Raw genomic sequence first — 25,631 nt, forward strand, 5'->3', positions numbered from 1 at the left:
CTAGCCGCCCTTCAGCATGTAGCCGGCGCCGCGAACCGTATGCAGGATCGGCTTGTCGAAGCCTTTTTCAATCTTGCCGCGCAGCCGCGAGACGTGGACATCGATGACATTGGTCTGCGGATCGAAATGATAGTCCCAGACATTCTCGAGCAGCATGGTGCGCGTCACCACTTGGCCGGCATGGCGCATCAGATATTCGAGCAAGCGGAACTCGCGCGGCTGCAGCGTGATCTCGCGCGCCGCACGGCGGACCGAATGCGACAGCCTGTCGAGTTCGAGGTCGCCAACCCGGTAGACGGTTTCAGCCTCCTTGGCGCTGGCGCGCCGGTTCAACACCTCGACGCGGGCCAAAAGCTCGGAGAACGCATAAGGTTTGGTCAGATAATCGTCACCGCCGGCGCGCAGCCCGGTGACCCGGTCATCGACTTCGCCCAGCGCCGACAGGATCAGCACCGGCGTGGTGTTGCCCCGGGAGCGAAGGCCGGCAATGACCGACAGGCCGTCGCGGCGCGGCATCATCCGATCGATGACCATCACGTCATAGTCACCGGCATCGGCAAGCGCGAAACCGGTTTCGCCGTCGCCGGCGACGTGGGCGGTATGACCAGCCTCGGCGAAGGCTTTCTGCAGATAATCCGCAGCCTCGCGATCATCTTCTATGACGAGAATCTTCATAGGGCCGTTATACGCGATTTCGCTGGAAGGTTGAGTAGCCGGCATCTGCATTTTAGCCTTTGCCAAAGCGCGTCGCGATCAAGATGATCGAGACCACACGCGATAAGATCTTGTTCTCTGGTGGTCTTCATCCCGGACATGCCTGCTTTCGAGGCATGATCCTGAAATCACCACATCCTCTCGTCCCGGGTCCGGGGGAGTGTCTTTGGGCGGCTTCCAGAATGTGCGGCAGCGGGCGATGGGAGGCCCGCTGCCGCTGGAGGAGAGCACGATGACTGACTAACGTACCCGGCTCCATGCTTTCCCATGCGGCGGCTCGGGGGTGTTTGAAACCGCCGCATCGGAAAAGTCGTTGTCAGCCCTTGGCGACAGGCAGCGCGACGAAACGATTGTTGTTGTCGCGGGTGATCTGCATCAGCACCGCCTTGCGGCCGGACTTCACCGCGTCGGTCATCGCCTTGGTGACGTCCTCGGTGCCGTTCACCTCGCTCGAATTGACGGCGGTGATGATGTCGCCCGGCTGGATGCCGCGGTCGGCGGCATCGCTGTCGGGATCGACATCGGTGACCACCAGGCCCTTGCCGTTTTCGGACTTGGTTACGGTGAGGCCGAGATCGGCCAGCGTGTCGGGCTTTGCCGGAGCGGCAGGCTGCTGTTGCTGGTCGTTCGAAGCCTGCTTGTCGCTGGCCGGCAGCTTGCCGAGATCGACCTTGACCGTCTGGCTCTTGCCGTCGCGCCAGACGGTGACGTCAACCGACTTGCCCGGCGAATACGCGCCAATCAGGCGGGCGAGTTCCTTCGGCGACGCAACGTCCTTGCCATCGACCTGGGTGATGACGTCACCAGCGGTGATGCCTGCCTTCTTGCCAGGGCCGTCGTCCTGGGCGCTGGATACCAACGCGCCATTGTTGGACTTCAGGCCAAGCGACTCGGCGATGTCAGACGTGACCGGCTGGATTTCGACGCCGAGCCAGCCGCGCTGCACCGCACCGCTCTTCATCAGATCGCCGACAACCTGCTTGGCGGTCGAGGCCGGAATATCGAAAGCGATGCCGACGCTGCCGCCCGAAGGCGAGAAGATGGCGGTGTTGATGCCGACCACCTGGCCGTTGAGGTTGAAGGTCGGGCCGCCCGAATTGCCGCGATTGACCGAGGCGTCGATCTGCAGGAAATCGTCATAGGGGCCGGCGCCGATGTCACGACCACGCGCCGACACAATGCCGGCGGTGACTGTGCCGCCGAGGCCAAACGGATTGCCGACGGCCACCACCCAGTCGCCGACGCGAACCTTGGAATCGTCCGCGAAATCGACATAGGTGAACTTGCCGCCACCATCGACCTTGAGCACGGCGAGATCGGTGCGCGGATCGGTGCCGACCAGCTTGGCGTCGAGTTCCTTGCCGTCATTGGTCACCACGGTGAAGGCGGTGCCCTCTTCGACGACATGGTTGTTGGTGACGAGATAGCCGTCCTCGGAAATGAAGAAGCCGGAGCCCTGGGCCACCGGGCGAGGCTGGTCATTGTTGCGGTCGCGGTGACCGAAGCGACGGTGGCCATCGTCATTCTGTCCGCCCTGGTCGCCAAAGCCGCGGAATTCCTTGAAGAAACGGCGCAACTGCGGATTGTTGGGAAGATTGTCGAAGCCATCCTGGTCGTCGGAACCGTCATCTGCGGTCGGCTGGATCTTGGCCTTGACCTTGACGCTGACCACGGCCGGCGAAACGCGCTCCACGACATCGGCAAAGCTCGGAACCTGCGGGGCCTCGACACGCACAGCGTCGGCCAGAACGGGGCTGGTTCCACTGGTCAACGCGCCAACACCGATCGCGCCGGCAATGGCGACGGACGCGGCAGCAGCCAGGAAACGCTTGCGGGTGCGGGAATATGAATTGGGGGCAATATTCATGGGGTCTCGTATCCTCTTTCAAACGGACGCGCCTTGATCGGCATCCTCGAAGAGAGAGAAGTAGAGCGACCCACATTACAGCGCCATTTCCGACGCATGAAACTTTGGTAATGTTGGCGGCAGAAGGGGCTCACAAATTACTTGGTGACAAGCCGCCTAGTGGCTTATGTTGTACACAACTCAGCACAAGGCTTTCACCATGACGACCAGCACCACCATGACAATTCGCGTTTCATCCGAAACCAAGCTGAAGCTTGAAAGGATCGCCGCCGACACCCGCCGCAGCAAATCCTTCCTCGCGGCCGAGGCGGTTTCGGCCTATGTCGACCGCGAACTCGAAATCATCGAAGGCATCAAACGCGGCATGGCCGATGCGGTGGCTGGCAGTGTCGTGCCTCACGATGATGCCATGGTCGAAATCGATGCCGTTATCGAGGCCGTGGAAGCCAAGCGCAAGGGCAACGCGTGAAGCGGTTCGTCACCTGGTCGCGAGACGCATTGGACGACATTAAGCAGCAAGTCGCCTTCATCGCGCGAGACAACCCGGCCGCCGCCAGACGTATCGCGGATCGAATTCGCGACACGGGCCGAGGTCTCGGTGACATGGCCACGGGCCGGCCAGGCCGGGTAACAGGCACCTATGAGACGCCCCTCGGCCGCCTGCCCTACATCATTGCCTATGAGTTGCGGCCGATCGCAGGCCGCGAGAGCGTCGTTATCGTGCGTATCATCCACACGTCGCGGGACTGGCTGCCGGAGGAATGGCCGAATTAGTCACCAAGCAACTTGTCCAGCGCGGCCTGCTCCTCCGCCGAAAGCGCTGTCGATACCGGGCGGCGCGACCGCGCGCTGAGCACGATGAAGACGCCCCCGATCAGCAGCAACAGCACAGGCGTGCCCCAAAGCAAGGCGTTGCGCAGGTCGAAACGCGGCTTCAGCAGCACGAACTCGCCGTAGCGGGACACCACATAGTCCATCACCTGCTGGTCGGTATCGCCGGCGACGAGGCGCTGGCGCACCAGGATGCGCAGGTCCCGGGCAAGATCGGCATCGGATTCATCGATCGACTGGTTCTGGCAGACCATGCAGCGCAGGCCTTCCGAGAGTGTCCGGGCTCTCGCCTCAAGCACCGGATCGGCCAACATTTCGTCGGGCTTCACCGCCAGCGCCGAGCCGGCGAAGCCGAGCGCCAGCACCAGGAAAAGCAATACGACGGAAAACCTTGCCTTCATGGCAGGCTCGCGGTTGCCACGGCATCGGCCTGCTTGCGCCGGCGCGAGGGCGCGCCGACACGCAAGCGCCTGTCCATCAGCGACATGGCAGCACCAGCCATCATCACCAAGCCGCCGCCCCAGATCAGCGTCACCAGCGGTTTCCACCACAGCCGCACCACCACCGATCCATCCTTGCCCTCGTCGCCGAGCGAAATGTAGAGCTGGGAAAAGCCAAGGGTCTTGATACCGGACTCCGTCGTCGTCGTCTGCCGCACCGGATAGAAGCGCTTGGCGGAACTGATCTCGCCGACAGGACTGCCGCTGACACCGATCAGCTCGAAACGGCCACGATCCTCGCTGTAGTTCGGGCCCTGCGCCGGATAAAGACCGACGAAACGCAGCGTATGGCCTGACAATTCCACCGTCTCGCCGGCGCGCATGGTGAGGATCTTCTCGGTGCCGAAGGAGAGCGTGGCGACAATGCCGAGCAACGTCAGGCCAAGGCCGAGATGGGCCAATGCCGTGCCGAAGACCGAGCGCGGCAGGCCGACGAAGCGCCTGAACATGACGGCCGGCGCAACCGACCCGACTCCGGACTTGACGGCAAGGTCCGTAAGGGCTCCGGCGACCAGCCAGACGGCAAGGCCGATGCCGAGGGCGGCGAAAACCGAAGCGCCGTCGATAAACAGGCCAGTGACCAGCATCGCCGCCAGCGCCAGCGCGAAGGCAGCCATCAGGCGCTGCGCCGCGGCGAAGACATCGCCACGCTTCCAGGCGAGCAGCGGCCCGAACGGCACAAGGGCCAGAAGCGGCAGCATCAATGGGCCGAAGGTCAGGTCGAAGAACGGCGCGCCGACCGAAATCTTGCCGCCGGTAAGCGCTTCCAGCGCCAGCGGATAGAGCGTGCCGACGAGCACGGTGGCGGTCGCCGTGGTCAGGAACAGATTGTTGAGGACGAGCGCGCCTTCACGCGAGATCGGATGGAACAGTCCGCCGGCCGTCAACCTTGAGGCGCGCAGCGCAAACAATGCCAGCGAGCCGCCGATGAACAGCGTCAGGATGCACAGGATGAAGACGCCGCGCGTCGGATCGGTGGCGAAGGCATGCACCGAGGTGAGCACGCCCGAACGCACCAGGAAAGTGCCGAGCAGAGACAGCGAAAAGGTGAGGATGGCGAGCAGCAGCGTCCAGATCTTCAGCGCCGAGCGCTTTTCCATGACGATGGCCGAATGCAGCAGGGCGGTGCCCGCCAGCCACGGCATGAAGGAAGCGTTCTCGACCGGGTCCCAGAACCAGAACCCACCCCAGCCGAGCTCGTAATAGGCCCAGTAGGACCCCATCGCGATACCGCCGGTCAGGAACATCCAGGCGACCAGCGTCCACGGCCGCACCCAGCGCGCCCAGGAGGCATCGATGCGGCCCTCGATGAGGGCGGCGACCGAGAAGGAGAAGCAGATCGAGAAGCCGACATAGCCGAGATAGAGCAGCGGCGGATGAATGGCGAGGCCGAGATCCTGCAGGATCGGGTTGAGATCGCGGCCTTCGATCGGCGCCGGGTTGAGCCGGGTGAAAGGATTGGACGTCGCAAGGATGAACAGGAAGAAGGCAGCGCCAATGGCGCCCTGCACGGCCAGCACATTGGCGCGCAGCGTTGCCGGCAGGTTGGAGCCGAAAGCCGCGACAAGGGCACCGAAGAAGGTCAGGATCAGCACCCAGAGCAGCATCGAGCCTTCGTGATTGCCCCAGGTTCCGGTGATCTTGTAGATCAGCGGTTGCAGCGAATGCGAGTTTTCCCAGACGCTCGCCACCGAAAAATCGGAGTTCGCGTAGGCGCCCGCCAGGGCGACAAAGGACAGCGCCGTCAGCGCAAAGCCAGTTATCGTGACAGGACCGCCAACAGCCATCAGGCGCTGGTTGTTGAGGCGCGCTCCGAACAGGGGCACGATCGTCTGCACCAGCGAGAGCGCGAACGCCAGGACCAGGGCGAAATGTCCGGTTTCAACCATGATTGCCCCCTGCCCGTCCGCCAGACTCACTCACTCTTGCTCTCCTGCCAGACGCCCTTGGCCTTCAGCCCGTCGGCCACCTCCTTGGGCATGTAGCGCTCATCATGCTTGGCCAACACGCTGTCGGCAACAAAGACCCCGTCCGCGCCAAAAGTGCCTTCGGTGATGACGCCCTGCTCCTCGCGAAAAAGGTCGGGCAGGATGCCGGTATAGGTGACCTTGACCGATTTATGCGTGTCGGTGACGGAAAACGCGACTGTCGCGCCCTGCCCGCGCTGGATGGTGCCTTTTTCGACCAAACCGCCGAGCCTGATGCGCTGGCCGGGCTGGACACTGGCGGTGGTGAGGTCCGCCGGCATGTAGAAATAGGACGCCTTCTGGCCAAGCGCGTAGAAGGTCAGCCCGGTGGCGGCGCCCAGGAAAGCCAACCCACCTGCGATGACCGACAACCGTTTCTGCTTGCGTGTCATGACACGTTCTACTCCGTCGCCGCCAGGCCGAGCGAGGCGGCAAAGGCGGTGAATTTCTTGGCTTCGTCACTGCCGGCGCCAAAGACGGCAATGGCGCGACCCAGCGCCTCGCGCGCCTGGTCGGCCTTGCCCAGCACGACATAGGAACGAACGAGCCGCATCCATCCTTCCGGGTCACGCGGATTTTGCCGCAGTTTTTCATCGAGGCCGGCGACCATCGTGTTGATCATGGCTTCGCGATCCTGCGGCGACATGGAGGACGCGGCGTCGACATCCGCGGCAGCGGGGCCTTTCGCGTCCGTACCGGAGGCGACTTCGGGGCTGGCGGCCTTGGCCAGCGCCTGCTCGACGGCGCCGCGCCAAGGCGAGTCGGGCGGCAAGGTGCCCAGCATGGTTTGCCAGGCCGTGACCGCGTCCTTGTTTCGCCCCTCCTGCGCCAAGGCCACGGCCAGATAGAAGCTGGCTTTCGCGTTGGCCGGATCGAGCTTGAGCGCCGCCTCGAAGGCATCCTGGGCATCGGCCGAAACAATGCCGCCTGCCGCGCCGGCAATCGCCTCGCCGAGGCCGGCCTGGCGAACCGCGCTGTCTCCGTCGAGGCGGATGGCATTGCGGTACGCCGCCACCGCCTCGGAAAAGCGCTGCATGCGCAGATAGATCGGTGCCAGCACGTCCCAACCCCTTCCGTCGGAAGGATTGGCGGCAAGGTGGGCCTCGGCCCGCGCAACCAGCTCGTCGACCGAGCTGTCGGCCGGATTCTTGGTCAATCGACCGCTGAGCGGCTGCGACGGCAAATCAGGCGAGCCAATCTGGCTGTAGAGACCCCAGCTGACTAGCGGTACAGCCAGCACGGCCACTGTCGCGACAAGTCTCGCCGTGAAAAAAGCCCGGCTGGCCGACGTCTTGCCGGCCGCATCCGCATTGTCGAGGCGAAGGATGCGGCGCGCGATCTCGGCGCGCGCCTCCGCCGCTTCAGCCGGCTGGATCAAGCCGCGTGCGGCATCACGGTCAAGCTCGGACAATTGATCGCGATAGACTTCCAGATCGTGATCGCCGCTCGACGACGCGCCCCTGGCGCCTCCGGCCAGCGGCAGCAGCACCGCAAGGCTCGCACCGAGCGTCAGTATCGCGGCTATGACCCAGAACAGCATGGTTCTTCCAATAACGGCAGAGCCATGCCCTGCCAACACAGGCATCCTGCGACGCTTTGACGGTCAGCGCGCCGAATGTCCTTGATCGACATCAACCGGCCGGATTCCAACCGGAGCCGATCCGATCTTTGTTTTGTGCATGTCTTTGTCCCAAAACCGCTGCGCGCTTTTGGGCGACATGCAGCCTCAGGTCAGCGGCGTCCAGCTGCCGTCGGCATTGCGGCAAGCGGTTCCGCGCGCCGTGACGCCGGCACCACCGGTGAAGACGGTCTGCGTGTACTGGCGGCAGTCCTGCGAACCGACGCGATAGGGTTGGGCCGGAACGACCTCGCCATAGCGGGATGCCTGATCGCCCTTCCACGCCACCTTCTGGCCGCTCGTCGTATATTCGAGCGCCTTGTATTCCGCCTCGAGAGCGCTGCGTTTTTCGGATTCACTGAGGCCGGCGCCGATCGAGCCGCCAATGAGACCGCCCCCCATCGCCGAAATGATCGATTTGGTGACCTTGCCACTCGCCGGAGGCGTCGATGCTGGTGTCGGCGCCAAGGTTGGGCCCTTGCCGCTCAAGGTGGTGCAGCCGGACACGGCCAGGAGGGCGGAAACGAGCGCGACGCGAATCTTCATGCCAACAACCGGTTTTCTTGAATTGGAGCCTGCCATGGATGCGCCGGGGGCCGCGTCATCGGAGAAGTAGGTGTGGCCATAGTATTGATATTTGTCGGAAATTTGGCCGCTGCCGGCCGTTCCGGAACCAATCGATAAGCCGCCATGATATGCGCCGTCCATCGCTGCCGATCGGCCCTGAGTAGCATTACTGAAGGCTCCGCAATCGTACCACTGCCTTCAGTCCGCCCATGCCGGACCGTTCGAGCGCCAGAACGCCTCCATACTCGTTGATCAGGTCGGCGACAATGGCAAGCCCCAGACCGGTTCCTGGTTTTGTCTCGTCCAGGCGCCTTCCGCGCTTCAGCGCGTCGCGCGCCTTGTCCTCGGGGATGCCCGGGCCGTCATCCTCGATGCTGATCTCGAAAAAACTGTCATCCTTGCTGGCCAGGGATGCAACCGAGACCGACACGGCGCTTTTGGCCCATTTCACCGCATTTTCGAGAAGATTGCCAAGCAGTTCCTCGAGGTCCTCGCGCTCTCCGGCAAAGACGATCTCGGTGGCCGGCAGCGACAGCGACAGGCTGGTCTGCGGGTTGAGCTTCTGCAAGACCCGCACCATGCGCTGGACCAGCGGCGACACCGGCGTGCGATAGACGACGCTGTCGCGCTGCGCAGCGACGCGGGCGCGCTGCAGGTAATGGTCAACCTGCTTCTGCATCGAGGCCGCCTGTTCGGCGATCAATTGTCCCTTGGCGCCGCCAAGTGCCCTGCCTTCATTGAGCAGCACGGCGAGCGGCGTCTTCAGCGAATGGGCGAGATTGCCGACCTGGGTTCGCGAGCGCTCGACGATGCGTTTGTTGTTCTCGATCAATGCGTTGGTTTCGTTGGCCAACGGTTCGATCTCAGCAGGGAAGCGGCCGTCGAGCCTCTGTGCGGTGCCTTCGCGAACCATGGCAAGTGCGTTCCTGACCCTGCGCAACGGCTGCAAGCCGAGCAGGATGGCGATCGCGTTAATGGCGATCATGCCGACGCCGAACAGGCTGAGATAGGTCAGCAGGCGGCGCTGGAAGGTGGCGATCTCCTGCTCGAGTTCGCTCTGGTTGCCCATGACACGAAAACGCGCGGCGCGGTTCTTGGCATCGAGGACGAATTCGCTCTCGAACACTTCGAGCTGCTCGCCGTCGATGCCTTCGGCCGCATAGCTGCGCTGGAAGCTGGCATTGAAGGGCACCTCGGCCACGCTCGGCGACGGGATCTTGCTTGTCATCGACGACGAGTGAAGGTCGCCATGCACACCTTCCGAGGCAGGCTCAACCGACCAGTACCAGCCCGAATTCGGCTCCGAGAAGCGGAGGTCTCCGAGGTCGGGAGCACCGGTGAGCGCTCCCGTGTCGGAAATGCCGATGGAACCGATCAGGTTGAACAGATGCGCCGACAAAAGGCTGTCGAAGCCACGCTCGCTGGCCTGGCGATAGAGCGTGGTGATCAGGGTGAAGATGACGACAAGGGTCAGGATCGCCCATACGGTGGAAAAGGCGATCACGCGGAACGTCAGCGAACGCGGCCACAAACGCAGCGAAAGCGGCGCCCTTGCGGTTGGTTTGATCGGTTCCGAGTTACGCCTCCGGCTCACGCATGCGGTAGCCCATGCCACGCACGGTTTCGATCATGTCGATGCCCATCTTCTTTCGCAACCGCCCGACAAACACCTCGATGGTGTTGGAATCGCGGTCGAAATCCTGGTCGTAGAGATGCTCGACCAGTTCGGTGCGCGAGACGACCTCGCCCATATGGTGCATCAGATAGGCAAGCAGGCGGAATTCGTGCGAGGTCAGCTTCAGCGGCACGCCGTCGACATCTGCCTTCGACGCCTTGGTATCGAGGCGGACCGGCCCACAGGTGAGTTCCGACGAGGCATGACCGGCGGCGCGGCGGATCAGCGCCCTGACCCTCGCCAGCACCTCCTCGATATGGAACGGCTTGGTGACATAGTCGTCCGCGCCGGCATCGATGCCGGAGACCTTGTCGCTCCAGCGGTCGCGCGCCGTCAGGATCAGCACAGGCATCTTGCGGCCGCCGCGGCGCCAGCGCTCGACCACGCTGATGCCGTCCATCTGCGGCAGGCCGATGTCGAGCACGACGGCATCGTAGGGTTCGGTGTCGCCGAGGAAATGGCCTTCCTCGCCGTCAAAGGCGCGGTCGACGACATAGCCGGCGTCGACCAGCGCGTCCGCTATCTGCCTGTTGAGATCCTTGTCATCCTCGACGACGAGTACACGCATGCGGAGATCGACACCTGTTGAAGAGCTTGGTCAGATTGAAGATTGGGTCAGATATAGGCCGATTCCGGCGGCCTGGGAAACGTGGCCCGTAAGATGGAGCATTGGGTCAGTTTTGCGGGACGACGATCTCGGAACGGCGCGGACGCTGTCCGTCCTTGCCTGGCACCAGCACGACGATGACGCAGACCGGCTGGCCGCCGCGTGTCGACTGTGAGGCCTTGGCCAGCGTGCCGCCATTCTGCTCGGCCACCTGCTGGCCGATCGCGTAGCAGTCGGACGCAGCCAGGACGATCGAGCTGGCCTGGTCTGGCGCGATCACCGGCATCGCCATCGCCTGCGACGCGAGCAGCCCGGCAGCACTGAGCGCCAGGGTCGCGGTTCGAAAGAGGGAGCGAAACGTTTTCATGGTCGGTTTTGTAACGCATCGGTGCTGAACGTGAAATGAACAGTGATCGACACGAAAATCATGCCCGCTACTCCCCCTGAAACGCGAGACGCCCGATGGTGATTTCGACGCCCCAACCCGACGAAATCCCGGGAATGCCAGTCTAGACTCCGTTTCGGTCAGATTGGAAGCGTATCAGGCATTTTCCTGCGTCAGCGCACGAAACCGCAGCAGCCCGTGATGTACAAGGAGATCTTCGTCGTAACGGGCCTCGGTGAATTCGAGCGATAGCCGTGTCTTGCCGCGCCGGCCGACCACCAGCGCGGCGTTGGCAAGGCGGGCCTTGATGGCGGCCATGATGGCAAGGGTTTCGTCTTCACCATGAGCTTTCGACCAGACGTGCAGCGTGATCAGCTGATCATCGTTGTTCTCGGCACCGGTGTCCCAGTCAAAGGCGCTGGTCTGGCCACAAGTCACATAAGGGAACGCGGCATTGTCGGCCGCCCTTTCGAGCAGCCCGGCGCCACCGAGCAGCGCCGACAACGACTTGTCGGTTTTGAGCCTCAGAAAAAGTGCCTGCAGCAGATCGCCGGGCGCTGTCATATTCATTCCTCAAGCCGCTGTGCAACCGACAAATGCGTTTCCAAGCCTGCCGGTTTTCCTATGCCTTGCCAGATATAGCGTTGGCTACGGGAAAACGATGGCGATTCGTCATAAGAATTATGCATGCCGATGATCTCGAAAATACGACTTGCCGACAATCCCACCGATAGACGCGGAAGAGCAGGACCAGGAAGCCGGGCATCAAGCATCGGCGCCGCCCGGCAGGTGGCGCATGAATTTGGTGTCCCGCTTGCCTGATCGCGCGATCTTGCCTCATATGGACCGGTCCACGATGGAATGTTCCTTGCCGGCTCTGGCCGGGCAACGGGGGCATTTTCCCCAGACTTTCGGAGCTGATGATGCTCGATCCAGAAAAGGCCAGAGCCGCGTCCCGGTTGCTGGTGGAGCATTGGGACAAGGGCACCCGTCTCGACGCCATACCTTTCGAATTGCGGCCGCAAACGCGGATCGACGGTTACGTCATCCAGTCGTATGTGATGGATCGCTCAGCGGCCCCGCTTTTCGGCTGGAAGATTGCAGCAACCAGCCTCGCCGGACAAAGGCATATCAACGTCGACGGCCCGATGGCCGGGCGTCTGATCGCCGAGAAATCGGTCGAGGTTGGCGGGACCGTTTCGCTCGCGACGAGCAAGATGCGTGTGGCGGAGATCGAATTCGCCTTCCGCTTCGGCCGCCAGTTGCCGCCGCGTCCAGGACCCTATGAAATCGCCGAGGTGATGGATGCCGTGGCGACCTTGCACCCGGCGATCGAAATACCGGACTCACGCTATGATGATTTCTGCGCCGTCGGAGCGCCGCAGCTCATAGCCGACAACGCCTGTGCCAATCTGTTTGTCATCGGCGAGGCGATAGAAGACGACTGGCGCGCCGTGAACCTCGCGGAGCACCCGGTGACCGGGTTCGTTTCCGGCAAATCGCGGCACGATGGAAAGGGCGCGGCAGTGCTGGGCGACCCCCGGATCGCGCTCACATGGATCGTCAATGAACTGTCGGGCCTGGGCATGGCACTCGAGCCGGGACAGGTGGTGATTACAGGCACCTGCGTAACGCCGATAAGTGTCGAGGCCGGGGACGAAGTGGTTGGCGATTTGGGCCGGTTCGGCCGGGTGTCGGTACGGTTTATCTAGAGCAATTCCAGGAAAAGTGTGTAACGGTTTTCCGTCCGGAATTGCGTAAAAACAAATAGTTAGAGCGGTTCTGCGATTCCGTGAAACGCTGAACCGCTCTAGGCCCCGGCGCGCAACCTGACGACGAAGCTGCGCACCGCAAGCACCAGCACGGTGATGATGATCAGGATCACCGACAGGGCCGCTATCGCCGGGTCGATGTTGTCGCGCAGGCCCATCCACATCAGGCGCGGCAGCGTGATGGCGTTGACCGAAGTGATGAACAGGGTGACGCCGATCTCTTCCCAGGACAGCACGAACGACAAAAGCGCCGCGGTGATGATGCCGAACTTGATGTTGGGCATGATGATGCGGGTGGCACGCTCCCAGACACTGGCGCCTAGCCCCCTCGCCGCAAGGTCGATGCGCCGGTCGATCTGGCTGAGCGAGACCAGGATCAGCACCGTGGCAAAGGGCACCGTCATCACCGAATGCGCCATGGCAACGCCGAGCCAGGTGTCATAGCCAAAGAACGAGCTGAAGCCTGAGATCGAGGTCAGCAGGAAGTAGAGCGTGATTGCCGAGACCACCGGCGGCACCACCATCGGCAACAGCACGAAACCGACGAGCGCGGCGGTGAAGCGGGGCTGGAACATCCAGACGCCAAGGCTGAAGCAGAGCGCCAGCACGGTGGAAATCGCGCTGCTGACGATCCCGATGCGGATCGACAGCAGGATCGACTGGATCCAGCGCGGGTCCTCGATCAGCGAGCGATAGTGGCGCAGCGACAGTTCGCCTGATGGCATCGCCAGCATGCGGCTCGGCGTCAGCGACACCGGAATGACGGCAAGCAGCGGCATCAGCAGGAACAGCGCCACAAGGGCGGCGAGGATCAGCGAGACGGGTCCCGGGCGATAGGTCGGCATCAGATCAACTGCTTCGGTCTGACATAGCGGAACAGCAGCGCCATCAGCGCGCCGACGAACAGCACCAGCACCACGCTGATCGCAGCCCCCAGACCCCAATCCGGGCTCTGGAAAATCCTGAGATAGATCAGTTCGGCGATCATCACGCTGCGGCCGCCACCGAGGATCGCCGGCGTTACGAAGAAGCCCAGCGAGAAGACGAAGACGATCAGCGCCGAGCCGATGATGCCGGAGCGTGTCATCGGCACGAACACCGTCCAGAAGGTACGCATGCGGCTGGAGCCCAGCCCGCGCGCAGCAAGCAGCACGCGCTCGTCGAGGCTGCGCATGGCAGACGCCAGCGGAAAGACGGCGAAGGGAATGAGGAAATGCGTCATGCCGACGACGACGCCGAACTCGTTGCGTACCAGCGTCAGCGGTTCGGAGATGAAACCGATCGACTGCAGCCAGGTGTTGATCAGGCCGCGATTGGACAAAAGCGCCACCCAGCCGAAGGCGCGCGTCAGCACCGAAATCCAGAACGGCACCAGGATGCAGAATTCGGCGATAAGGCGCTGCGCCGGGCTGCCGCGCACCCAGACGACCGTTATGGCATAGGCGGCGGCGACGGAAACGACAGTGACGATGGCCGCGATGCGCAGCGTGCGGATGAACACCGATTGGACCAGATCGTCGGTGAGCAGCGCTTCATACTGGCCAAGTCCCGGCGTCGGCAGAGTAAAACTCCACTTCACCACGCCGAGAAACGGCCAGGCATAGGCCAGGACGAGGAACAGGAGCAGCGGCGCCATCAACAGCGCCGCGCCCATCCTGTCGGAGAGAACGCCTCTCATCTCAGGTCAGCATCCGCTCTCAGGCGGAGATGATCTTGGTGTATTCGTCGAGCGCCGCGCCGTAGTTCTTGGCGTACCACTCCATGTCGAGCGCGATCTGCTTCTTCATGTTTTCGGGATCTACCGGGTTGATGCGCTTCTTGTCGGCGGGGATCAGCGCGTCGGCTGCCGGATTGGCCGGGCCCTGGCCGAGCTTGTCGAACATGACGAGCTGCCTTTGCGGATCCTGTGCGCTGGCGATGAATTTCATCGCAGCGTCCTTGCCGCCGGGGTTGTTCTTGAGCACGGCCAATGCGCCGGGCGAGATCAGGCCCTGGTCCCAGATGAACTTGATCTTGCCACCGGAATCCTGCTCGATCAGCGAGGCTCGGGTGGACCAGACGATGGCCATCGAGGCCTCGCCATTGAGCAGCACGCTCTGGCTCTCGGCGCCGCCGCCCCAGTAGGCGACGACGTTTTCCTTGAAGGCGGCGATCTTGTCATGCGCCCGCTTGAGGTCGAGCGGATAGAGCGAAGCCGGCGCGATGCCGTCGGCCAGAAGCGCCGCTTCCCAGCTCGATACGCCCCATTTGTAGAGCGAGCGCTTGCCGGGGAACTTCTTCACGTCGAAGAAGTCGGCCATGCCTGTCGGGGCATCCTTGCCGTATTTCTCGGAATCGTAGGCGATGACATAGGAGAAGAAATAGGTCGAGGCGGCATACTCCCAGCCGAAGCCCGGCCGCATCTTCGTCTTGTCGACGATCTTGTAGTCGATCGGCTCGAGCGCACCCTGGGCGCCGAGCGTGATGGCCGAGAACGGATCGACGTCGACCAGGTCCCAGGTCGGCGCGCCGCTCTTGAACTGCGCCGAAATGGCGCCTTCCGTCGGGCCCGAGCCGTCCATCTTGACGGTGATGCCGGTTTCCTTGGTGAAGGCCTGGCCGTAAGCCGCATCATAGGCTGTGATGGCGTCGCCACCCCAGTTGACCAGCACCAGTTCCTTGGCCTGGGCGAAGGCACCTGTCGAGCGCAGCAGCATCGGCGTGCCGGCGAGCACGAGGGCAGCCAACTGCGTGAACTGCCGGCGCGAAATCTCGCCGCGTCTGGTCCTTTCGGACAGCGTTTCGATTGTCTGTTTCTTGGTGTCGTTCATGTCAGTTCCCCTTTGTTTTAATTGATTTCAATCCGGAAGCCGGTGCGGCAGATCAAGCCGCGCCAGCGCTCATTGTCCTCCATCCGGAAGGAGGAAACCCTTTTCCGCCGGCCAGGTCAGCCAGACGGAATTGCCCTTGCTCAGCGCCGCGGCCGCGACCTCGTTCGGCACCGAGACGGTCACTTTCGCGCCTTGCCGCGTCGTCAGGTCGAGCTTGGTCGCCGCGCCCAGATAGGTCGAGGCAATGGCGGTCGCGGCGATGCCATTCTCGCCGGCGGCTGCTTCGCGCGCGATCGACATGTGCTCAGGCCGGATCGCCAGGATGGCATCTCCACGGACTTTCTCGGCCTTGCAGTGCATGTTGACGGCGCGGTCCTCGCAAAGGCCTGTCGAGCCATTGTCGGCGGGCTTGACCCCCTTCAGCGGTAACATGTTGATCTCGCCGAGGAACTCGGCGACGAAGCGGTTGTCCGGCCGGTCATAGACTTCGTCCGGCGCGCCGACCTGCAGCAATTTGCCATGATTGAAGATGGCGACGCGCGAGGACAGCGCCAGCGCCTCGCTCTGGTCGTGGGTAACGAAGACGAAGGTGGTGCCTGTTTCCTGGTGCAGGCGCTTCATCTCGGCCTGCATCTGGCCGCGCAGGCTCTTGTCCAGCGCCGAGAACGGCTCGTCGAGCAAAAGCACGCCCGGCTCGAACACCAGCGCCCGGGCCAGCGCCACGCGCTGCTGCTGGCCGCCGGAAAGCTGCGCCGGCACTTTCTTCTCGTGGCCGATCAGGCCCACGCGCTCGATCATCTCGCCGACGCGCTTCTTGATCTCGGAGGCCGATTTCTTGCGGACCTTGAGCGGGAAAGCGATGTTGGCCTCGACGCTCATATGCGGGAACAGCGCATAGCCCTGGAACACCATGCCGGCGGCGCGCTGCTCGGCCGGGCGGTTGGTGATGTCAGCGCCATCGCTGAGGAGACGGCCCTCGGTCGGCTGCACGAAGCCGGCCAGGATCATCAAGAAGGTGGTCTTGCCCGAGCCGGAGGGGCCGAGCAGAGTGAGGAACTCGCCGCGGCCGATATTGAGCGTCAGATTGTCCAACGCACGGAACGAGCCGAAGCTCTTGCCGATCCCGATTGCCTTGATCTCTGCGGCCCGGCCGGGTTGCTGCATCCTGCCTCTTCCTCAGTCCCAGGCGGAAATCGTAGGCAGGCCGGCGGCTCACCGCAACCGAATAGTTTTCGCCTGATCGGCAAATTTGATTCACGTCTGGGCGGCCGGCGCCATTTCGCCTTCAATAGGGCTGAATGCGGTTCTCCGAGAGCTTCGACCTCAGCCACCCCGCGAACGCGTCCAGCACCGGGTGCGAGGCCTTGGCGTGTTCGGAGACCAGGAAATAGGAGCGCGGCGACTTGATCGCGATGTCGAACGGCCTGACCAGCCGGCCTTCGCTGAGTGCCCGGCGGCTGGTCAGTTCGTCGCCCATGGCAATGCCCTGGCCGGCAATCGCCGCCGAGAAGACGAGGTTCATGTCGGAAAAGAAGATGCCGCCCTCGGTGTCGGGGTTTTCGACCTTGGACAGGGCCAGCCAGCGCGCCCAATCCTCGGTGTCATCGAGATGGAGCAGATTGGCGCGCAACACGTCCGCCGGTTTCGAAAAACCGCCGACCTTGTTCAGCAGAGTCGGGCTGCAGAGCGGCGTGAACGAGATTTCACACAGCAGCTCGGCCATGCGGTTCGGCCAGTTGCCGACGCCAAAGGCGATGAAGGCGTCGGCATCGGCATTGCTGACATCGTCGAGCCGCCTAGGCGTCAGGATACGCAGCGCCACATCAGGGTACATCTGCCGGAATTCGCCAATATGGGTGCATAGAAACAGCGAGGCGAAGCCCGGCGTACAGGAGACGGCGAACGAACCGCCGACGCCGGTGCCGGCATCGCGCGTCACCGCATCGCCGAGAACGGTCAGCGCCTTGCGCACGTCACTGGCATAGCGCTGGCCGCGCGGGGTGAGCGCGACGCCCTTGCCGATGCGCTCAAGCAGATCGAAGCCGAGGTCGCGTTCGAGCAGCCGCAACTGATGACTTACCGCGCTGCGGGTGAGGTGCAGTTCGTCGGCGGCGCGCCAGACGCTGCCGTGGCGGGCGAAACTGTCGAGGGCGCGCAGCGCCTGTGTGGAGGGAATTCTCAAGAGGTGAACCGAATTTGCAGGAACCGGGAAAACATATCACTTTTTGGCAAGCCGCTTCACTGCTTTCTTTGATGCATGGACAAACCGGTGACGACATCAGCGCAAGCGACCGCGCTTGCCTGCCTCGATGGCATCCAGCCCTCGCTGTCGCAATGGACGCGCACCATTTTCGATTTCGGCGAGACCGCCTGGCGCGAGTACCAGTCGGCCGCCTGGTACGTGGCGCGGCTGAAGCATGAGGGCTTTTCCGTCGAGGAAGGCTCGGGCGGCATGCCGACGGCGTTCTGCGCCCACTGGACGAATGGCGCCGGGCCGACGATCGGCATGTACGCTGAGTACGACGCCGTACCCGGCAATTGCCAGGACGCGGTGACGGTAAAACAGCCACGGCCCGGCCTTGGCGTCGAAGCCGGCGGCCACACCGATCCGCATTCGGGGCTCGGCATGGCAAGCCTCGGCGGCCTGCTTGCCACCAAGGCCGCCATGCAGCGCCACGGCATTCCAGGCACGCTGCGCTTCACCGGCGAGCCGGCGGAGAAGGTGCGCGGCTCCAAGCCGATCCATGCGGCCAAAGGCTACTATGACGGCCTTGCCGGCATGATCTCCTTCCATCCCTTCTACATGCTGCCGCTCTGCAACACGGCGCGCTGGGACACGCATTGCGGTGCTGCCTACGCCATGATCTACCGCTTCGTGTGCGATGAGCCCGAAAACTGGGTTCGCGCGGGCGACGGCACGCCGATCCCGCAGGCGCATTCCGCCGTGCGGGCGCCCGGCGCCAACGACGCGCTGATGACGATGTACATGGCCTCCAAGGCGCTGCGCGATTCCATGTTGCCGCACCAGGGCGGCTGGTCGATCAGCGAGGCGATCCTGACCGCCGGCCAGGCAACCGCCGACAATCTGCCGGCGGGGCTGGCCGAGATCCAGTACATGATCCGCGTGCCGACCATCGGCATGGCCGAACAGGTCACCGCCGCGCTCGACCGCAACGCCGCGGCCGCCGCTGCGATCAGCGGCTGTCGGTACGAGCGCCACTGGGTGTCGAAGTCGCGGCCCGGGCTGGCCAATCACGCCATGGCCGGGATCGCCTATGACGCGCTCTCGACGGTCGGACCACCACACTGGGACGAGCCCGCGAAGGCGGTCGCGCGCGAAATCCAGGTCAATGCTGGTGGCGCGGCAACCGAAAATCCCTTCATTGATGAGCTGGAGAGGCTGATTTCGCCACAGGAGGCCGAGGCGATCCTGCGCCGCGACCTGCCGCCCTCGCAGGTGAATTCGACCTCCGACGACTACACCGACATGAGTTGGCATGCGCCGACCGCGCGCTTCTATGTCGCGCGCCCGGCGCTGCGCTCTGCGAATGGCCACGCCTATCCGTCCTGGGTGATGAATGCGCTGGGCGGCATTTCCGCCACCATCGACCCGATGGTCACCTGTGCGGCCAAGACGGTCGCGCTGTCGGCGCTGCGCCTGCTCGAGGACAGAAAAGCCCGCGATGCGGCGATGGACGAATTCGTCACCCGCACCGGCGGCGGCATTGGCGGCGCGAACTGGATCGCGCCGCTCTGCGACTATCAACCGCCGATCAATTTCCGCTGGCCGGAATATGTCACCACGGCGCGCGGCCGCGACTGGTGGATCCCAAGCAACGCATGACCCGACCAACTCTTGAGAACAAGCCCACGAGGAGAACACCATGACCGTTCATGATCGCATCGTCGCCGAGCCGTTTTCGCTGCAGCGCCGCAATCCGGCCGGCGGCACCAAGCCGCTGACCGTCTGGGGCTTCGCCAACGAAACCGACGTGTTGACCGACGTGCTGCTCGGATCGCCGAACTTCCTGCGCCATCTGTCGACCAGTTCGCTGTCACGAAAACATCTGCGCGAAGCGCCGTGCAACGTCCAGATCGCGCAGGCGCAGCACAAGGACCTGGTTGCCGCCTACGAGCATTTCGGCGTCAACATCCACTGGCACGAGCCGACGCCGGAACTGCCGATGCAGGTTTATTCCCGCGATTCCAGCGTCATGACGCCCTATGGCGCCATCATCACCGCCATGGCCAACTGGTGGCGGCGCGGCGAGAACTACGCCGCCATCCGCACCTATGAAAAGCTCGGCATCCCGATCTACGACATGGTCACGGCGGGTACGTTCGAGGGCGGCGACTTCAACGTCATCGAGGACGGCGTGGTGCTGATCGGCTGCGGCGGCGCCCGCACGCAGGAGGAAGGCGCCCGCCAGGTGCAGGCCTGGTTCGACAAGGAGGGCTGGGAGACGCGCATCGCCTTCATCGACGAATACTATGTCCATATCGACCTGATGGTGGTGCCTATCGCCGAAAAGCTCACCGCCGTCTGCCTCGCCTGCACCGAGCCCGGCATCGTCGACTGGCTGAAGGGCAAGGGTCACGAGATCATCGACGTGCCGTTCCAGGACACGATGGCGCTCGGCTGCAACTTCATGTCGCTCGGCAAGGACAGGGTGATCGCGCCGACCTCCAGCAAGACGCTGATCGAAAAGCTCAAGGCGCGCGGCTTCGAGGTCGCCGCCGTCGACATGAGCGAGATCTCCAAGACCGGTGGCGGCATCCACTGCATGGCGCAGGCGCTGAAGCGCGAGGCGGCCTGAACAGTCCAGGCTTTTTTGGGCGGGGTGATCGATTACGGCCGCTCCCCCGCTCCGCCATCAACAAACCTTGCGGCTGTGTCCTCGCCGCCCTTGTGAGCGTCGGCAAAATGGATGAATAGTCCAAACAGGGCGTCGCCCTGAAATTGCCCGCTTGCGGTTTTCAGGTCGCGCCACAGCCGAGCCGGGTTTTTGAATGGTCAGCCCTGAACCGCGCAAAAGAAGAGGTCCGATCGCCTCCCGCCTTCTAGCGCTGGATGCCTGGATCGATTCCTCGCTCTACGAGATCGGGTTCAAGGCGCGCCAGTTCTGGGAGGCGGCGACGATCTTCTCGCGGCGCTTCCGTCTCAAGGGCTGGCGGCGCGGCATCATCGAGATTTTGAGCGAAGGCTTTACGCTCGGCGCCGGCGGCATCGTGGTGATGCTGGCACTGGCCATCCCGGCCTTCCAGGATACGGCCGGCGACTGGCGCGCCCAGGGCGATTTCGCCGTCACCTTCCTCGACCGCTATGGCAACGAGATCGGCCAGCGCGGCATCATCCAGCGCGACTCGGTGCCGGTCGACGAGATGCCTGACCACGTCATCAAGGCAGTGCTCGCCACCGAGGATCGGCGTTTCTTCGATCACTACGGCATCGATGTTCTGGGCCTGTCGCGCGCGATCTTCGAGAATGTGCGCGCGAACTCTGTCGTTCAGGGCGGCTCCAGCATTACCCAGCAGCTGGCCAAGAACCTCTTTCTGACCAATGAGCGGACCTTCGAGCGCAAGATCAAGGAAGCCTTCCTGTCGCTGTGGCTCGAAGCCAATCTGTCGAAGAAGGAAATCCTGCAGCTCTATCTCGACCGTGCCTATATGGGCGGCGGCACGTTCGGGATCGAAGCGGCGGCCGACTTCTATTTCGGCAAGAGCGTCAAGGACCTGAACCTTGCCGAGGCGGCGATGCTGGCCGGCCTGTTCAAGGCGCCGACCAAATACGCGCCGCACATCAACCTGCCGGCAGCGCGTGCCCGCGCCAATGTGGTGCTGTCCAACCTGGTCGATTCCGGTTTCATGACCGAGGGCCAGGTGCTGCAGGCAAGGCTGCACCCGGCCGATGTCGTCGACCGCGGCGAGCAGAAGAGCCCCGACTATTTCCTCGACTGGGCCTTCGACGAGGTCAAGAAGATCGCCAAGCCCGGCCAGCACTCGCTGGTTGCCCACACCACCTTCGACGCCAACATCCAGAAGGCGGCGGAAGAATCCGTCGAATTCCACCTGCGCCAGTTCGGCAAGGAGTACAACGTCACCGAAGGCGCCGTGGTGGTCATCGAGACCAATGGCGCGGTCCGCGCCATCGTCGGCGGCCGCGACTACGGCGCCAGCCAGTTCAACCGCGCCACCAAGGCGCTGCGCCAGACCGGCTCGTCGTTCAAGCCCTATGTCTACGCCACGGCGATGGAGCATGGCTTCACGCCGAACTCTGTCATTTCGGGCGGACCGATCAGCTGGGGCAACTGGTCGCCGCACAATTACGGTGGAGAATCGGCGGGCAACATCACGCTGCTGATGGCGATGGCCAAGTCAATCAACACCGTGCCGGTGCGGCTGGCCAAGGACCATCTCGGTATCGGTCCGATCAAGGCGATGGCGGAATCATTCGGGGTGGAATCACCGCTGGAGGGGCACAAGACCATGGTGCTCGGCACTTCGGGCATGACCGTGATGGACCAGGCGACGGGCTACAGCGTGTTCGCCCAGAACGGCTTCGTCGGTTCCCGGCACGGCATCACACAGCTCGTCACCCGCACCGGCGACGTGGTGTATGACTGGACCAAGGATGCTCCGCCGCCGCACCGGGTGCTCTCCGAGCAGGCGTTGAAATCCATGAACACCATGCTGACGGCAGTACCCGTGATGGGCACGGCCCGGCGTGCCCAGATTCCCAACATCGTCGTCGCCGGCAAAACCGGCACGACGCAATCCTACCGCGATGCCTGGTTCGTCGGCTTCACCGGCAACTACACGGCGGCCGTGTGGCTGGGCAATGATGATTTCACCCCGACCAAGAACATGACCGGCGGCTCGCTGCCGGCGATGGTCTGGCAGCGCCTGATGGTCTACGCGCACCAGAACATCGACCTGAAGCCGATCCCCGGCATCGACAAGCCGTTCGTCGACGAGGAGATCGCGGCCAAGGCCGCGGACGCGCAGAAGAAGAGCGAGGAACAGGCCGCGGCCGAGGCGGCGGCCGAACGCCCGCCGGTGCTGTCGAGCCGGACCACGCAGACGCTGAGGGACATGACGCAGCTGTTCCAGTCGGCGCCAAAACTCGACGCCCCTGCCCCGCCCGAAACGCTTTCGGCGCTGTGACATCCGCCCCGGCGCGGGTTTTAGCTCTTTGTTTTTATGCATGTCGTTCTCCCAAAACCGAGGCCACTTTCGGGCGACATGCATTAGCCGAGGTGCAAATCCGCCACGCCGGCTTGCCACGAGGCCCCGCGCCGCGATATCCCCGAACGGCAATCCTTCGCGCACGCGGCCCTTCATGCTCAAGAATGCCTTCCTGATGCTGCTTTCGCTTGCCATAGCCATTGGCGGCGGCGGCGCCAGCGTCTGGTACGCGCTGAAGATCCAGGACGGCGTCGGGGCGATCCGCATCGGCCAATGGACCGCCTTCCCCGACATCGGCACGCCGGCCGCCGACCCCTATTCCAAGGCGCGCGTGGCGCGCGAGGGCGTGCTGGCGCTCGGCCGTGCCGAGGGCCTGTCCTTCGTCGCGGAAAATGATGCTGCCGGCGACCAGCTCAAGCGGGAATGCAGCTACAGAATAGAGGGCGGATTTCCGACAGCCCGTTTCTGGACGCTCTACGCCGCCGATCAATCGCTCGGCGTCGTGGACACCGGCAAGCCGCGACTTGCGGCCCTTCAGTCCTACGAGGTGCTGCGCCAGGCCGACAATTCGGTGATCATTTCGGTCGGCCATCACCCGATGCCCGGCAACTGGCTTTTGACCGACGGTTCCGGCCGGATGTATTTCGTCCTGACCTTCTACGACACGCCGATCGCCAGCAGCACGGGCCTGTCGGACGTTTCGCTGCCCAGGATCGTGAAGGCCGGCTGCGATGCGTAATGTCCCAGCCGCGCTGCGCCGTCTTTTCCATGCCGTCCTGCTCGGCCTTGTCGGCGCCGGCATCGTGCACATCGTGGTGCTGCTTCTGGTGCCGGAATTTTCGGAGCGCGACGCCTGGTCGCGCCTGTCCATGGCGTCCGATCTCTACAGAATGAACCGGCTCGATGCCGAGGCGGGCGGCGCGCCGGTGGTGAAATCGGTCGACCCGCTATTCTATGCCACGGCCTGCCGGTTCGACTTGGAGGAAGGAATGGTTCGGATCAAGGCGCCGGGGAACGTCCCCTTCTGGTCGGTCTCGGTCTATGACCGCAGTGGCCACAATGTCTATTCCTTCAACGACCGTACGGCGACCGGCGGCAAGCTCGATGCGGTTGTGCTGACGCCGGCCCAGATGATCGATGTGCGCAAGGACTTGCCCGAGGACCTGCAGGGGGCGATCTTCGTCGAAGCGCCGATCGACGAGGGCATCTTCGTCATCCGCAGCTTTGTACCGGACGACAGCTGGAAGCCGATCGTGTCGCGCTTTCTCGATCAGAGTTCCTGCGAGCTGCAGGATTTCTAGGCCGCTAGCCAGAAGCCCAGAGCTGACGGCCTGACGGACCAGGCCGCGGCTTCAGTGATGCGGCACCGGCGTGCGCGGCGATCCCGGCTTGTCGGGCCCGGCAGGCCGCGCTTCGCCGGCATTGGACCGCTCATAGCGGATGCCGGGAAAGATGATGACCGCCGCCGGTATTTCGGTGGTTTGCTTGGCTCGATTGGTCGGTGCCGCACGCGGCACGAAAGACAGTACCATGCCCATGATTCGCGCATTCCTCTCGGTTTCCCCGGAGCACAACGCAACGCCTCCAAATATCATTAAGGCCGGCAGAGGGTTAACGGAGCGCTAACGGATCACCGCTAACTTGATCTTTGTCTTGAGGTCTGGACGTTCTGACCGGGGCAATCGCGAAACCGACATAGTCCCGGTTGAGCGTGATCAAGGCTTTGTATCGAGTATCGGGTATCCTTCGTGTCATCTTCGGACTTCAGGCAAATCGCGATACGGACCGAATCGGGCAAGGCCGAAAGGCTGTTCCGCGCCGCAGTGTCGGCGTTCTGCTCGCTGACGCGCCCATCGCGCCGCGAGATCGGCCAGCTCGAAGACCTGACGCTGCCGCTGTTCGACGATGTGTCCGTCGAATCGCGGCGCTACGTGGCCGCCGCCCTCTCCGAATGCGAATATGCCCCCGCCGCGTTGGTGCGGCGCCTGTGCGAAGAACCGGTCGACATTGCTGCGCCACTGCTGATCCGCTCGCGCGCCGTCAGCGATATCGACCTGATCGCGCTGATCGGCCGGCACGGACTGCCGCATGCGCGCGCCATCGCGCGCCGCAAGGACCTGAACCCGACCATCGCCGATCTGATCAGGGTGCTCGAAAGACCGACGCTGGTGCGGGTGCGGGATCCGGAGGTGCAGGCCCCCGCGACACCAGCCGCCGCGCTCGTCAATGCGGAAGCGGCAGAGGACAGCGCGACAGCACAACAGCCCCCCGGCATTGCCGCCGAGAATGCACGGCGCCGGCTGCGCTCCATGATGCGCACCGGCGACGAAGCCCTGGCGGCGAGGGTCGACGCGTTCCCCGGTTCGGATACCTATGTCAAACTGCGCGAGACGGCGCTGACCGGAAACGCCGCGTTCTTCCAGACCGCGCTTGCGGACGCCCTCGACATTGATTTCTCGACCGCGCGCTCGCTGACCGCCAACCAGAACTATGCCTCGTTGCTTGCGGCGCTGCGTTCGCTCGACCTCAGCGAGGACCGGGCCTTCCTGATCACGGTGGCCATATATCCCAGCCTGTTTCCGCATCCGCAGGCCATCCGCACCTATCTCGACCGCTACCGGCTGCTGCACCGCGATGTGGCGCTGGACAGGGTGCGGGGATGGAAGGCCGAGACCGTGTCCAGGATGGTCCGTGACGCCTCGCCGGCGAACAGCGACAGCCGCAAGGCCTCGAACAGCGACGATGCCGCCGCCCCCGTCCTCAGGGCGTCTTCACGGAAATAAGCTCTTCGACCGGAACGGTGCCTGCCTCGATCTCGACCACCCAGATGTCCGGATCGAACTTCTTTTCCCTCTCAAGACGGGCATCGAGCACGGCCGGATCGTCGCCGGCGGCGAGAAGGCTGAAGAAACGGTCATCGGGCTTGGCCGAATCATAGCTTGTCTGCGGCGCCGGTCCGTAGAGGGCGACGTCACCCAGCCTGCCCCGCGTCAGCACGAAAACGGCACCCGCCTCGGTCGCGCCACGGTTGACCACGGCGGCAAATCCGCCGGCGCCGAAAACGCGCCGAACCAAGGCGGAAACCCACAGATCCGATGTGACGCGCATGAGACAGCTCCGAAAGCGTGCGGGC

The 25,631-nt window shown here is 63.7% G+C and carries 28 protein-coding genes; 9 read left to right on the forward strand and 19 right to left on the reverse strand.

What is annotated here, in order from left to right; translation table 11 throughout:
* A complete protein-coding gene (locus FJ977_RS03640; RefSeq protein WP_027041628.1) occupies positions 1-675 on the reverse strand; it encodes a response regulator transcription factor in 675 nt (224 codons plus the stop codon).
* Positions 676-1,030: 355 nt separating this feature from the next.
* Positions 1,031-2,581 carry a Do family serine endopeptidase gene (locus FJ977_RS03645; protein ID WP_140768614.1) on the reverse strand — a complete coding sequence of 517 codons (1,551 nt, stop codon included), beginning with the start codon at positions 2,579-2,581 and terminating at the stop codon, positions 1,031-1,033.
* A gap of 199 nt (positions 2,582-2,780) precedes the next feature.
* Between FJ977_RS03645 and FJ977_RS03650 the strand changes: the two genes are divergently transcribed.
* Positions 2,781-3,050 carry a CopG family ribbon-helix-helix protein gene (locus FJ977_RS03650; RefSeq protein WP_140768616.1) on the forward strand — a complete coding sequence of 90 codons (270 nt, stop codon included), beginning with the start codon at positions 2,781-2,783 and terminating at the stop codon, positions 3,048-3,050.
* The gene (locus FJ977_RS03655) at positions 3,047-3,355 is read left to right on the forward strand and encodes a type II toxin-antitoxin system RelE/ParE family toxin (RefSeq protein WP_140768618.1); all 309 of its coding nucleotides are present in this window, start codon (positions 3,047-3,049) and stop codon (positions 3,353-3,355) included. Before FJ977_RS03650 ends, FJ977_RS03655 begins: the two co-directional genes overlap by 4 nt.
* Here FJ977_RS03655 and FJ977_RS03660 read toward each other — a convergent pair.
* From FJ977_RS03660 to FJ977_RS03705, 10 genes are all read right to left on the reverse strand, one after another.
* Positions 3,352-3,813, reverse strand: coding sequence for a cytochrome c-type biogenesis protein (locus tag FJ977_RS03660; RefSeq protein WP_140768620.1), 462 nt, complete (start codon positions 3,811-3,813; stop codon positions 3,352-3,354). The genes FJ977_RS03655 and FJ977_RS03660 overlap by 4 nt on opposite strands.
* A complete protein-coding gene (locus tag FJ977_RS03665; RefSeq protein ID WP_140768622.1) occupies positions 3,810-5,801 on the reverse strand; it encodes a heme lyase CcmF/NrfE family subunit in 1,992 nt (663 codons plus the stop codon). The genes FJ977_RS03660 and FJ977_RS03665 overlap by 4 nt, the downstream gene beginning before the upstream one ends.
* A gap of 26 nt (positions 5,802-5,827) precedes the next feature.
* A complete protein-coding gene (gene ccmE, locus FJ977_RS03670) occupies positions 5,828-6,271 on the reverse strand; it encodes a cytochrome c maturation protein CcmE (protein ID WP_140768624.1) in 444 nt (147 codons plus the stop codon).
* 8 nt (positions 6,272-6,279) lie between these two features.
* A complete protein-coding gene (gene ccmI / locus FJ977_RS03675) occupies positions 6,280-7,419 on the reverse strand; it encodes a c-type cytochrome biogenesis protein CcmI (protein ID WP_140768626.1) in 1,140 nt (379 codons plus the stop codon).
* 186 nt (positions 7,420-7,605) lie between these two features.
* The gene (locus FJ977_RS03680; RefSeq protein ID WP_056565594.1) at positions 7,606-8,043 is read right to left on the reverse strand and encodes a hypothetical protein; all 438 of its coding nucleotides are present in this window, start codon (positions 8,041-8,043) and stop codon (positions 7,606-7,608) included.
* A gap of 187 nt (positions 8,044-8,230) precedes the next feature.
* Positions 8,231-9,658 carry an ATP-binding protein gene (locus FJ977_RS03685; protein WP_140768628.1) on the reverse strand — a complete coding sequence of 476 codons (1,428 nt, stop codon included), beginning with the start codon at positions 9,656-9,658 and terminating at the stop codon, positions 8,231-8,233.
* Positions 9,642-10,307, reverse strand: coding sequence for a response regulator transcription factor (locus FJ977_RS03690; RefSeq protein WP_140768630.1), 666 nt, complete (start codon positions 10,305-10,307; stop codon positions 9,642-9,644). Before FJ977_RS03690 ends, FJ977_RS03685 begins: the two co-directional genes overlap by 17 nt.
* A 106-nt stretch (positions 10,308-10,413) precedes the next feature.
* Positions 10,414-10,713, reverse strand: coding sequence for a hypothetical protein (locus FJ977_RS03695; protein WP_140768632.1), 300 nt, complete (start codon positions 10,711-10,713; stop codon positions 10,414-10,416).
* A 174-nt stretch (positions 10,714-10,887) separates the two neighbouring features.
* Positions 10,888-11,295, reverse strand: coding sequence for a DUF3168 domain-containing protein (locus FJ977_RS03700; RefSeq protein WP_056565597.1), 408 nt, complete (start codon positions 11,293-11,295; stop codon positions 10,888-10,890).
* Positions 11,296-11,297: 2 nt separating this feature from the next.
* Entirely contained in the window at positions 11,298-11,504 is a 207-nt protein-coding gene (locus tag FJ977_RS03705; RefSeq protein ID WP_140768634.1) for a hypothetical protein, read from the reverse strand.
* Positions 11,505-11,654: 150 nt separating this feature from the next.
* On the opposite strand from FJ977_RS03705, the gene FJ977_RS03710 reads away from it, so the two are divergent.
* Positions 11,655-12,443 carry a fumarylacetoacetate hydrolase family protein gene (locus FJ977_RS03710; RefSeq protein ID WP_140768636.1) on the forward strand — a complete coding sequence of 263 codons (789 nt, stop codon included), beginning with the start codon at positions 11,655-11,657 and terminating at the stop codon, positions 12,441-12,443.
* 98 nt (positions 12,444-12,541) lie between these two features.
* On the opposite strand, the gene FJ977_RS03715 is transcribed toward FJ977_RS03710, so the two are convergent.
* The 5 genes from FJ977_RS03715 to FJ977_RS03735 form a co-directional block, all read right to left on the reverse strand.
* Positions 12,542-13,348 (reverse strand): ABC transporter permease, encoded by an 807-nt coding sequence (locus FJ977_RS03715; protein WP_140768638.1) that lies wholly within the window; start codon positions 13,346-13,348, stop codon positions 12,542-12,544.
* On the reverse strand, positions 13,348-14,181 hold the full coding sequence (locus tag FJ977_RS03720) for an ABC transporter permease (protein WP_140768640.1): 834 nt from the start codon (positions 14,179-14,181) through the stop codon (positions 13,348-13,350). The genes FJ977_RS03715 and FJ977_RS03720 overlap by 1 nt, the downstream gene beginning before the upstream one ends.
* A gap of 19 nt (positions 14,182-14,200) precedes the next feature.
* The gene (locus FJ977_RS03725) at positions 14,201-15,313 is read right to left on the reverse strand and encodes an ABC transporter substrate-binding protein (protein ID WP_140768642.1); all 1,113 of its coding nucleotides are present in this window, start codon (positions 15,311-15,313) and stop codon (positions 14,201-14,203) included.
* Positions 15,314-15,382: 69 nt separating this feature from the next.
* Positions 15,383-16,477 carry an ABC transporter ATP-binding protein gene (locus tag FJ977_RS03730; protein ID WP_140768644.1) on the reverse strand — a complete coding sequence of 365 codons (1,095 nt, stop codon included), beginning with the start codon at positions 16,475-16,477 and terminating at the stop codon, positions 15,383-15,385.
* A 121-nt stretch (positions 16,478-16,598) separates the two neighbouring features.
* The gene (locus FJ977_RS03735) at positions 16,599-17,495 is read right to left on the reverse strand and encodes a LysR substrate-binding domain-containing protein (protein ID WP_140768646.1); all 897 of its coding nucleotides are present in this window, start codon (positions 17,493-17,495) and stop codon (positions 16,599-16,601) included.
* 75 nt (positions 17,496-17,570) lie between these two features.
* Here FJ977_RS03735 and FJ977_RS03740 point away from each other — a divergent pair, with 75 nt between their 5' ends.
* The 5 genes from FJ977_RS03740 to FJ977_RS03760 all read left to right on the forward strand — a co-directional run bounded on the left by FJ977_RS03740 (position 17,571) and on the right by FJ977_RS03760 (position 23,799).
* Entirely contained in the window at positions 17,571-19,157 is a 1,587-nt protein-coding gene (locus tag FJ977_RS03740; RefSeq protein WP_181179564.1) for an amidohydrolase, read from the forward strand.
* A gap of 40 nt (positions 19,158-19,197) precedes the next feature.
* Positions 19,198-20,130 (forward strand): dimethylarginine dimethylaminohydrolase family protein, encoded by a 933-nt coding sequence (locus FJ977_RS03745; protein ID WP_140768650.1) that lies wholly within the window; start codon positions 19,198-19,200, stop codon positions 20,128-20,130.
* Between the two features lie 193 nt (positions 20,131-20,323).
* Positions 20,324-22,477, forward strand: coding sequence for a penicillin-binding protein 1A (locus FJ977_RS03750; RefSeq protein WP_140768652.1), 2,154 nt, complete (start codon positions 20,324-20,326; stop codon positions 22,475-22,477).
* Positions 22,478-22,652: 175 nt separating this feature from the next.
* Positions 22,653-23,237 carry a DUF1214 domain-containing protein gene (locus FJ977_RS03755; RefSeq protein ID WP_140768654.1) on the forward strand — a complete coding sequence of 195 codons (585 nt, stop codon included), beginning with the start codon at positions 22,653-22,655 and terminating at the stop codon, positions 23,235-23,237.
* Positions 23,230-23,799 carry a DUF1254 domain-containing protein gene (locus FJ977_RS03760; protein ID WP_140768656.1) on the forward strand — a complete coding sequence of 190 codons (570 nt, stop codon included), beginning with the start codon at positions 23,230-23,232 and terminating at the stop codon, positions 23,797-23,799. The genes FJ977_RS03755 and FJ977_RS03760 overlap by 8 nt, the downstream gene beginning before the upstream one ends.
* 51 nt (positions 23,800-23,850) lie before the next feature.
* Here FJ977_RS03760 and FJ977_RS03765 read toward each other — a convergent pair whose 3' ends face one another.
* Positions 23,851-24,036: a hypothetical protein gene (locus FJ977_RS03765; RefSeq protein WP_140768658.1), complete on the reverse strand. Its 186-nt coding sequence runs from the start codon at positions 24,034-24,036 to the stop codon at positions 23,851-23,853.
* Between the two features lie 210 nt (positions 24,037-24,246).
* Between FJ977_RS03765 and FJ977_RS03770 the strand changes: the two genes are divergently transcribed.
* Complete coding sequence (locus tag FJ977_RS03770) at positions 24,247-25,281, forward strand: hypothetical protein (RefSeq protein ID WP_140768660.1); 1,035 nt, start codon at positions 24,247-24,249, stop codon at positions 25,279-25,281.
* Here the strand turns inward: FJ977_RS03770 and FJ977_RS03775 are convergent.
* On the reverse strand, positions 25,259-25,606 hold the full coding sequence (locus FJ977_RS03775) for a DUF1491 family protein (RefSeq protein ID WP_032929456.1): 348 nt from the start codon (positions 25,604-25,606) through the stop codon (positions 25,259-25,261). The two genes, FJ977_RS03770 and FJ977_RS03775, sit on opposite strands and share 23 nt — an antisense overlap.
* Positions 25,607-25,631: the final 25 nt, after the last annotated feature.

This window comes from Mesorhizobium sp. B2-1-3A (genome assembly GCF_006442655.1).
In the GTDB taxonomy this organism is placed as follows: domain Bacteria; phylum Pseudomonadota; class Alphaproteobacteria; order Rhizobiales; family Rhizobiaceae; genus Mesorhizobium.

Coding starts and splice junctions, on each gene's coding strand:
- FJ977_RS03640 (WP_027041628.1), bottom strand. CDS start 675: ATGAAGATTCTCGTCATAGAAGATGATCGCGAGGCTGCGGATTATCTG.
- FJ977_RS03645 (WP_140768614.1), bottom strand. CDS start 2,581: ATGAATATTGCCCCCAATTCATATTCCCGCACCCGCAAGCGTTTCCTG.
- FJ977_RS03650 (WP_140768616.1), top strand. CDS start 2,781: ATGACGACCAGCACCACCATGACAATTCGCGTTTCATCCGAAACCAAG.
- FJ977_RS03660 (WP_140768620.1), bottom strand. CDS start 3,813: ATGAAGGCAAGGTTTTCCGTCGTATTGCTTTTCCTGGTGCTGGCGCTC.
- FJ977_RS03665 (WP_140768622.1), bottom strand. CDS start 5,801: ATGGTTGAAACCGGACATTTCGCCCTGGTCCTGGCGTTCGCGCTCTCG.
- ccmE (WP_140768624.1), bottom strand. CDS start 6,271: ATGACACGCAAGCAGAAACGGTTGTCGGTCATCGCAGGTGGGTTGGCT.
- ccmI (WP_140768626.1), bottom strand. CDS start 7,419: ATGCTGTTCTGGGTCATAGCCGCGATACTGACGCTCGGTGCGAGCCTT.
- FJ977_RS03680 (WP_056565594.1), bottom strand. CDS start 8,043: ATGAAGATTCGCGTCGCGCTCGTTTCCGCCCTCCTGGCCGTGTCCGGC.
- FJ977_RS03690 (WP_140768630.1), bottom strand. CDS start 10,307: ATGCGTGTACTCGTCGTCGAGGATGACAAGGATCTCAACAGGCAGATA.
- FJ977_RS03695 (WP_140768632.1), bottom strand. CDS start 10,713: ATGAAAACGTTTCGCTCCCTCTTTCGAACCGCGACCCTGGCGCTCAGT.
- FJ977_RS03700 (WP_056565597.1), bottom strand. CDS start 11,295: ATGACAGCGCCCGGCGATCTGCTGCAGGCACTTTTTCTGAGGCTCAAA.
- FJ977_RS03705 (WP_140768634.1), bottom strand. CDS start 11,504: ATGCTTGATGCCCGGCTTCCTGGTCCTGCTCTTCCGCGTCTATCGGTG.
- FJ977_RS03710 (WP_140768636.1), top strand. CDS start 11,655: ATGCTCGATCCAGAAAAGGCCAGAGCCGCGTCCCGGTTGCTGGTGGAG.
- FJ977_RS03715 (WP_140768638.1), bottom strand. CDS start 13,348: ATGCCGACCTATCGCCCGGGACCCGTCTCGCTGATCCTCGCCGCCCTT.
- FJ977_RS03720 (WP_140768640.1), bottom strand. CDS start 14,181: ATGAGAGGCGTTCTCTCCGACAGGATGGGCGCGGCGCTGTTGATGGCG.
- FJ977_RS03725 (WP_140768642.1), bottom strand. CDS start 15,313: ATGAACGACACCAAGAAACAGACAATCGAAACGCTGTCCGAAAGGACC.
- FJ977_RS03730 (WP_140768644.1), bottom strand. CDS start 16,477: ATGCAGCAACCCGGCCGGGCCGCAGAGATCAAGGCAATCGGGATCGGC.
- FJ977_RS03740 (WP_181179564.1), top strand. CDS start 17,571: ATGGACAAACCGGTGACGACATCAGCGCAAGCGACCGCGCTTGCCTGC.
- FJ977_RS03745 (WP_140768650.1), top strand. CDS start 19,198: ATGACCGTTCATGATCGCATCGTCGCCGAGCCGTTTTCGCTGCAGCGC.
- FJ977_RS03750 (WP_140768652.1), top strand. CDS start 20,324: ATGGTCAGCCCTGAACCGCGCAAAAGAAGAGGTCCGATCGCCTCCCGC.
- FJ977_RS03755 (WP_140768654.1), top strand. CDS start 22,653: ATGCTCAAGAATGCCTTCCTGATGCTGCTTTCGCTTGCCATAGCCATT.
- FJ977_RS03760 (WP_140768656.1), top strand. CDS start 23,230: ATGCGTAATGTCCCAGCCGCGCTGCGCCGTCTTTTCCATGCCGTCCTG.
- FJ977_RS03765 (WP_140768658.1), bottom strand. CDS start 24,036: ATGGGCATGGTACTGTCTTTCGTGCCGCGTGCGGCACCGACCAATCGA.
- FJ977_RS03775 (WP_032929456.1), bottom strand. CDS start 25,606: ATGCGCGTCACATCGGATCTGTGGGTTTCCGCCTTGGTTCGGCGCGTT.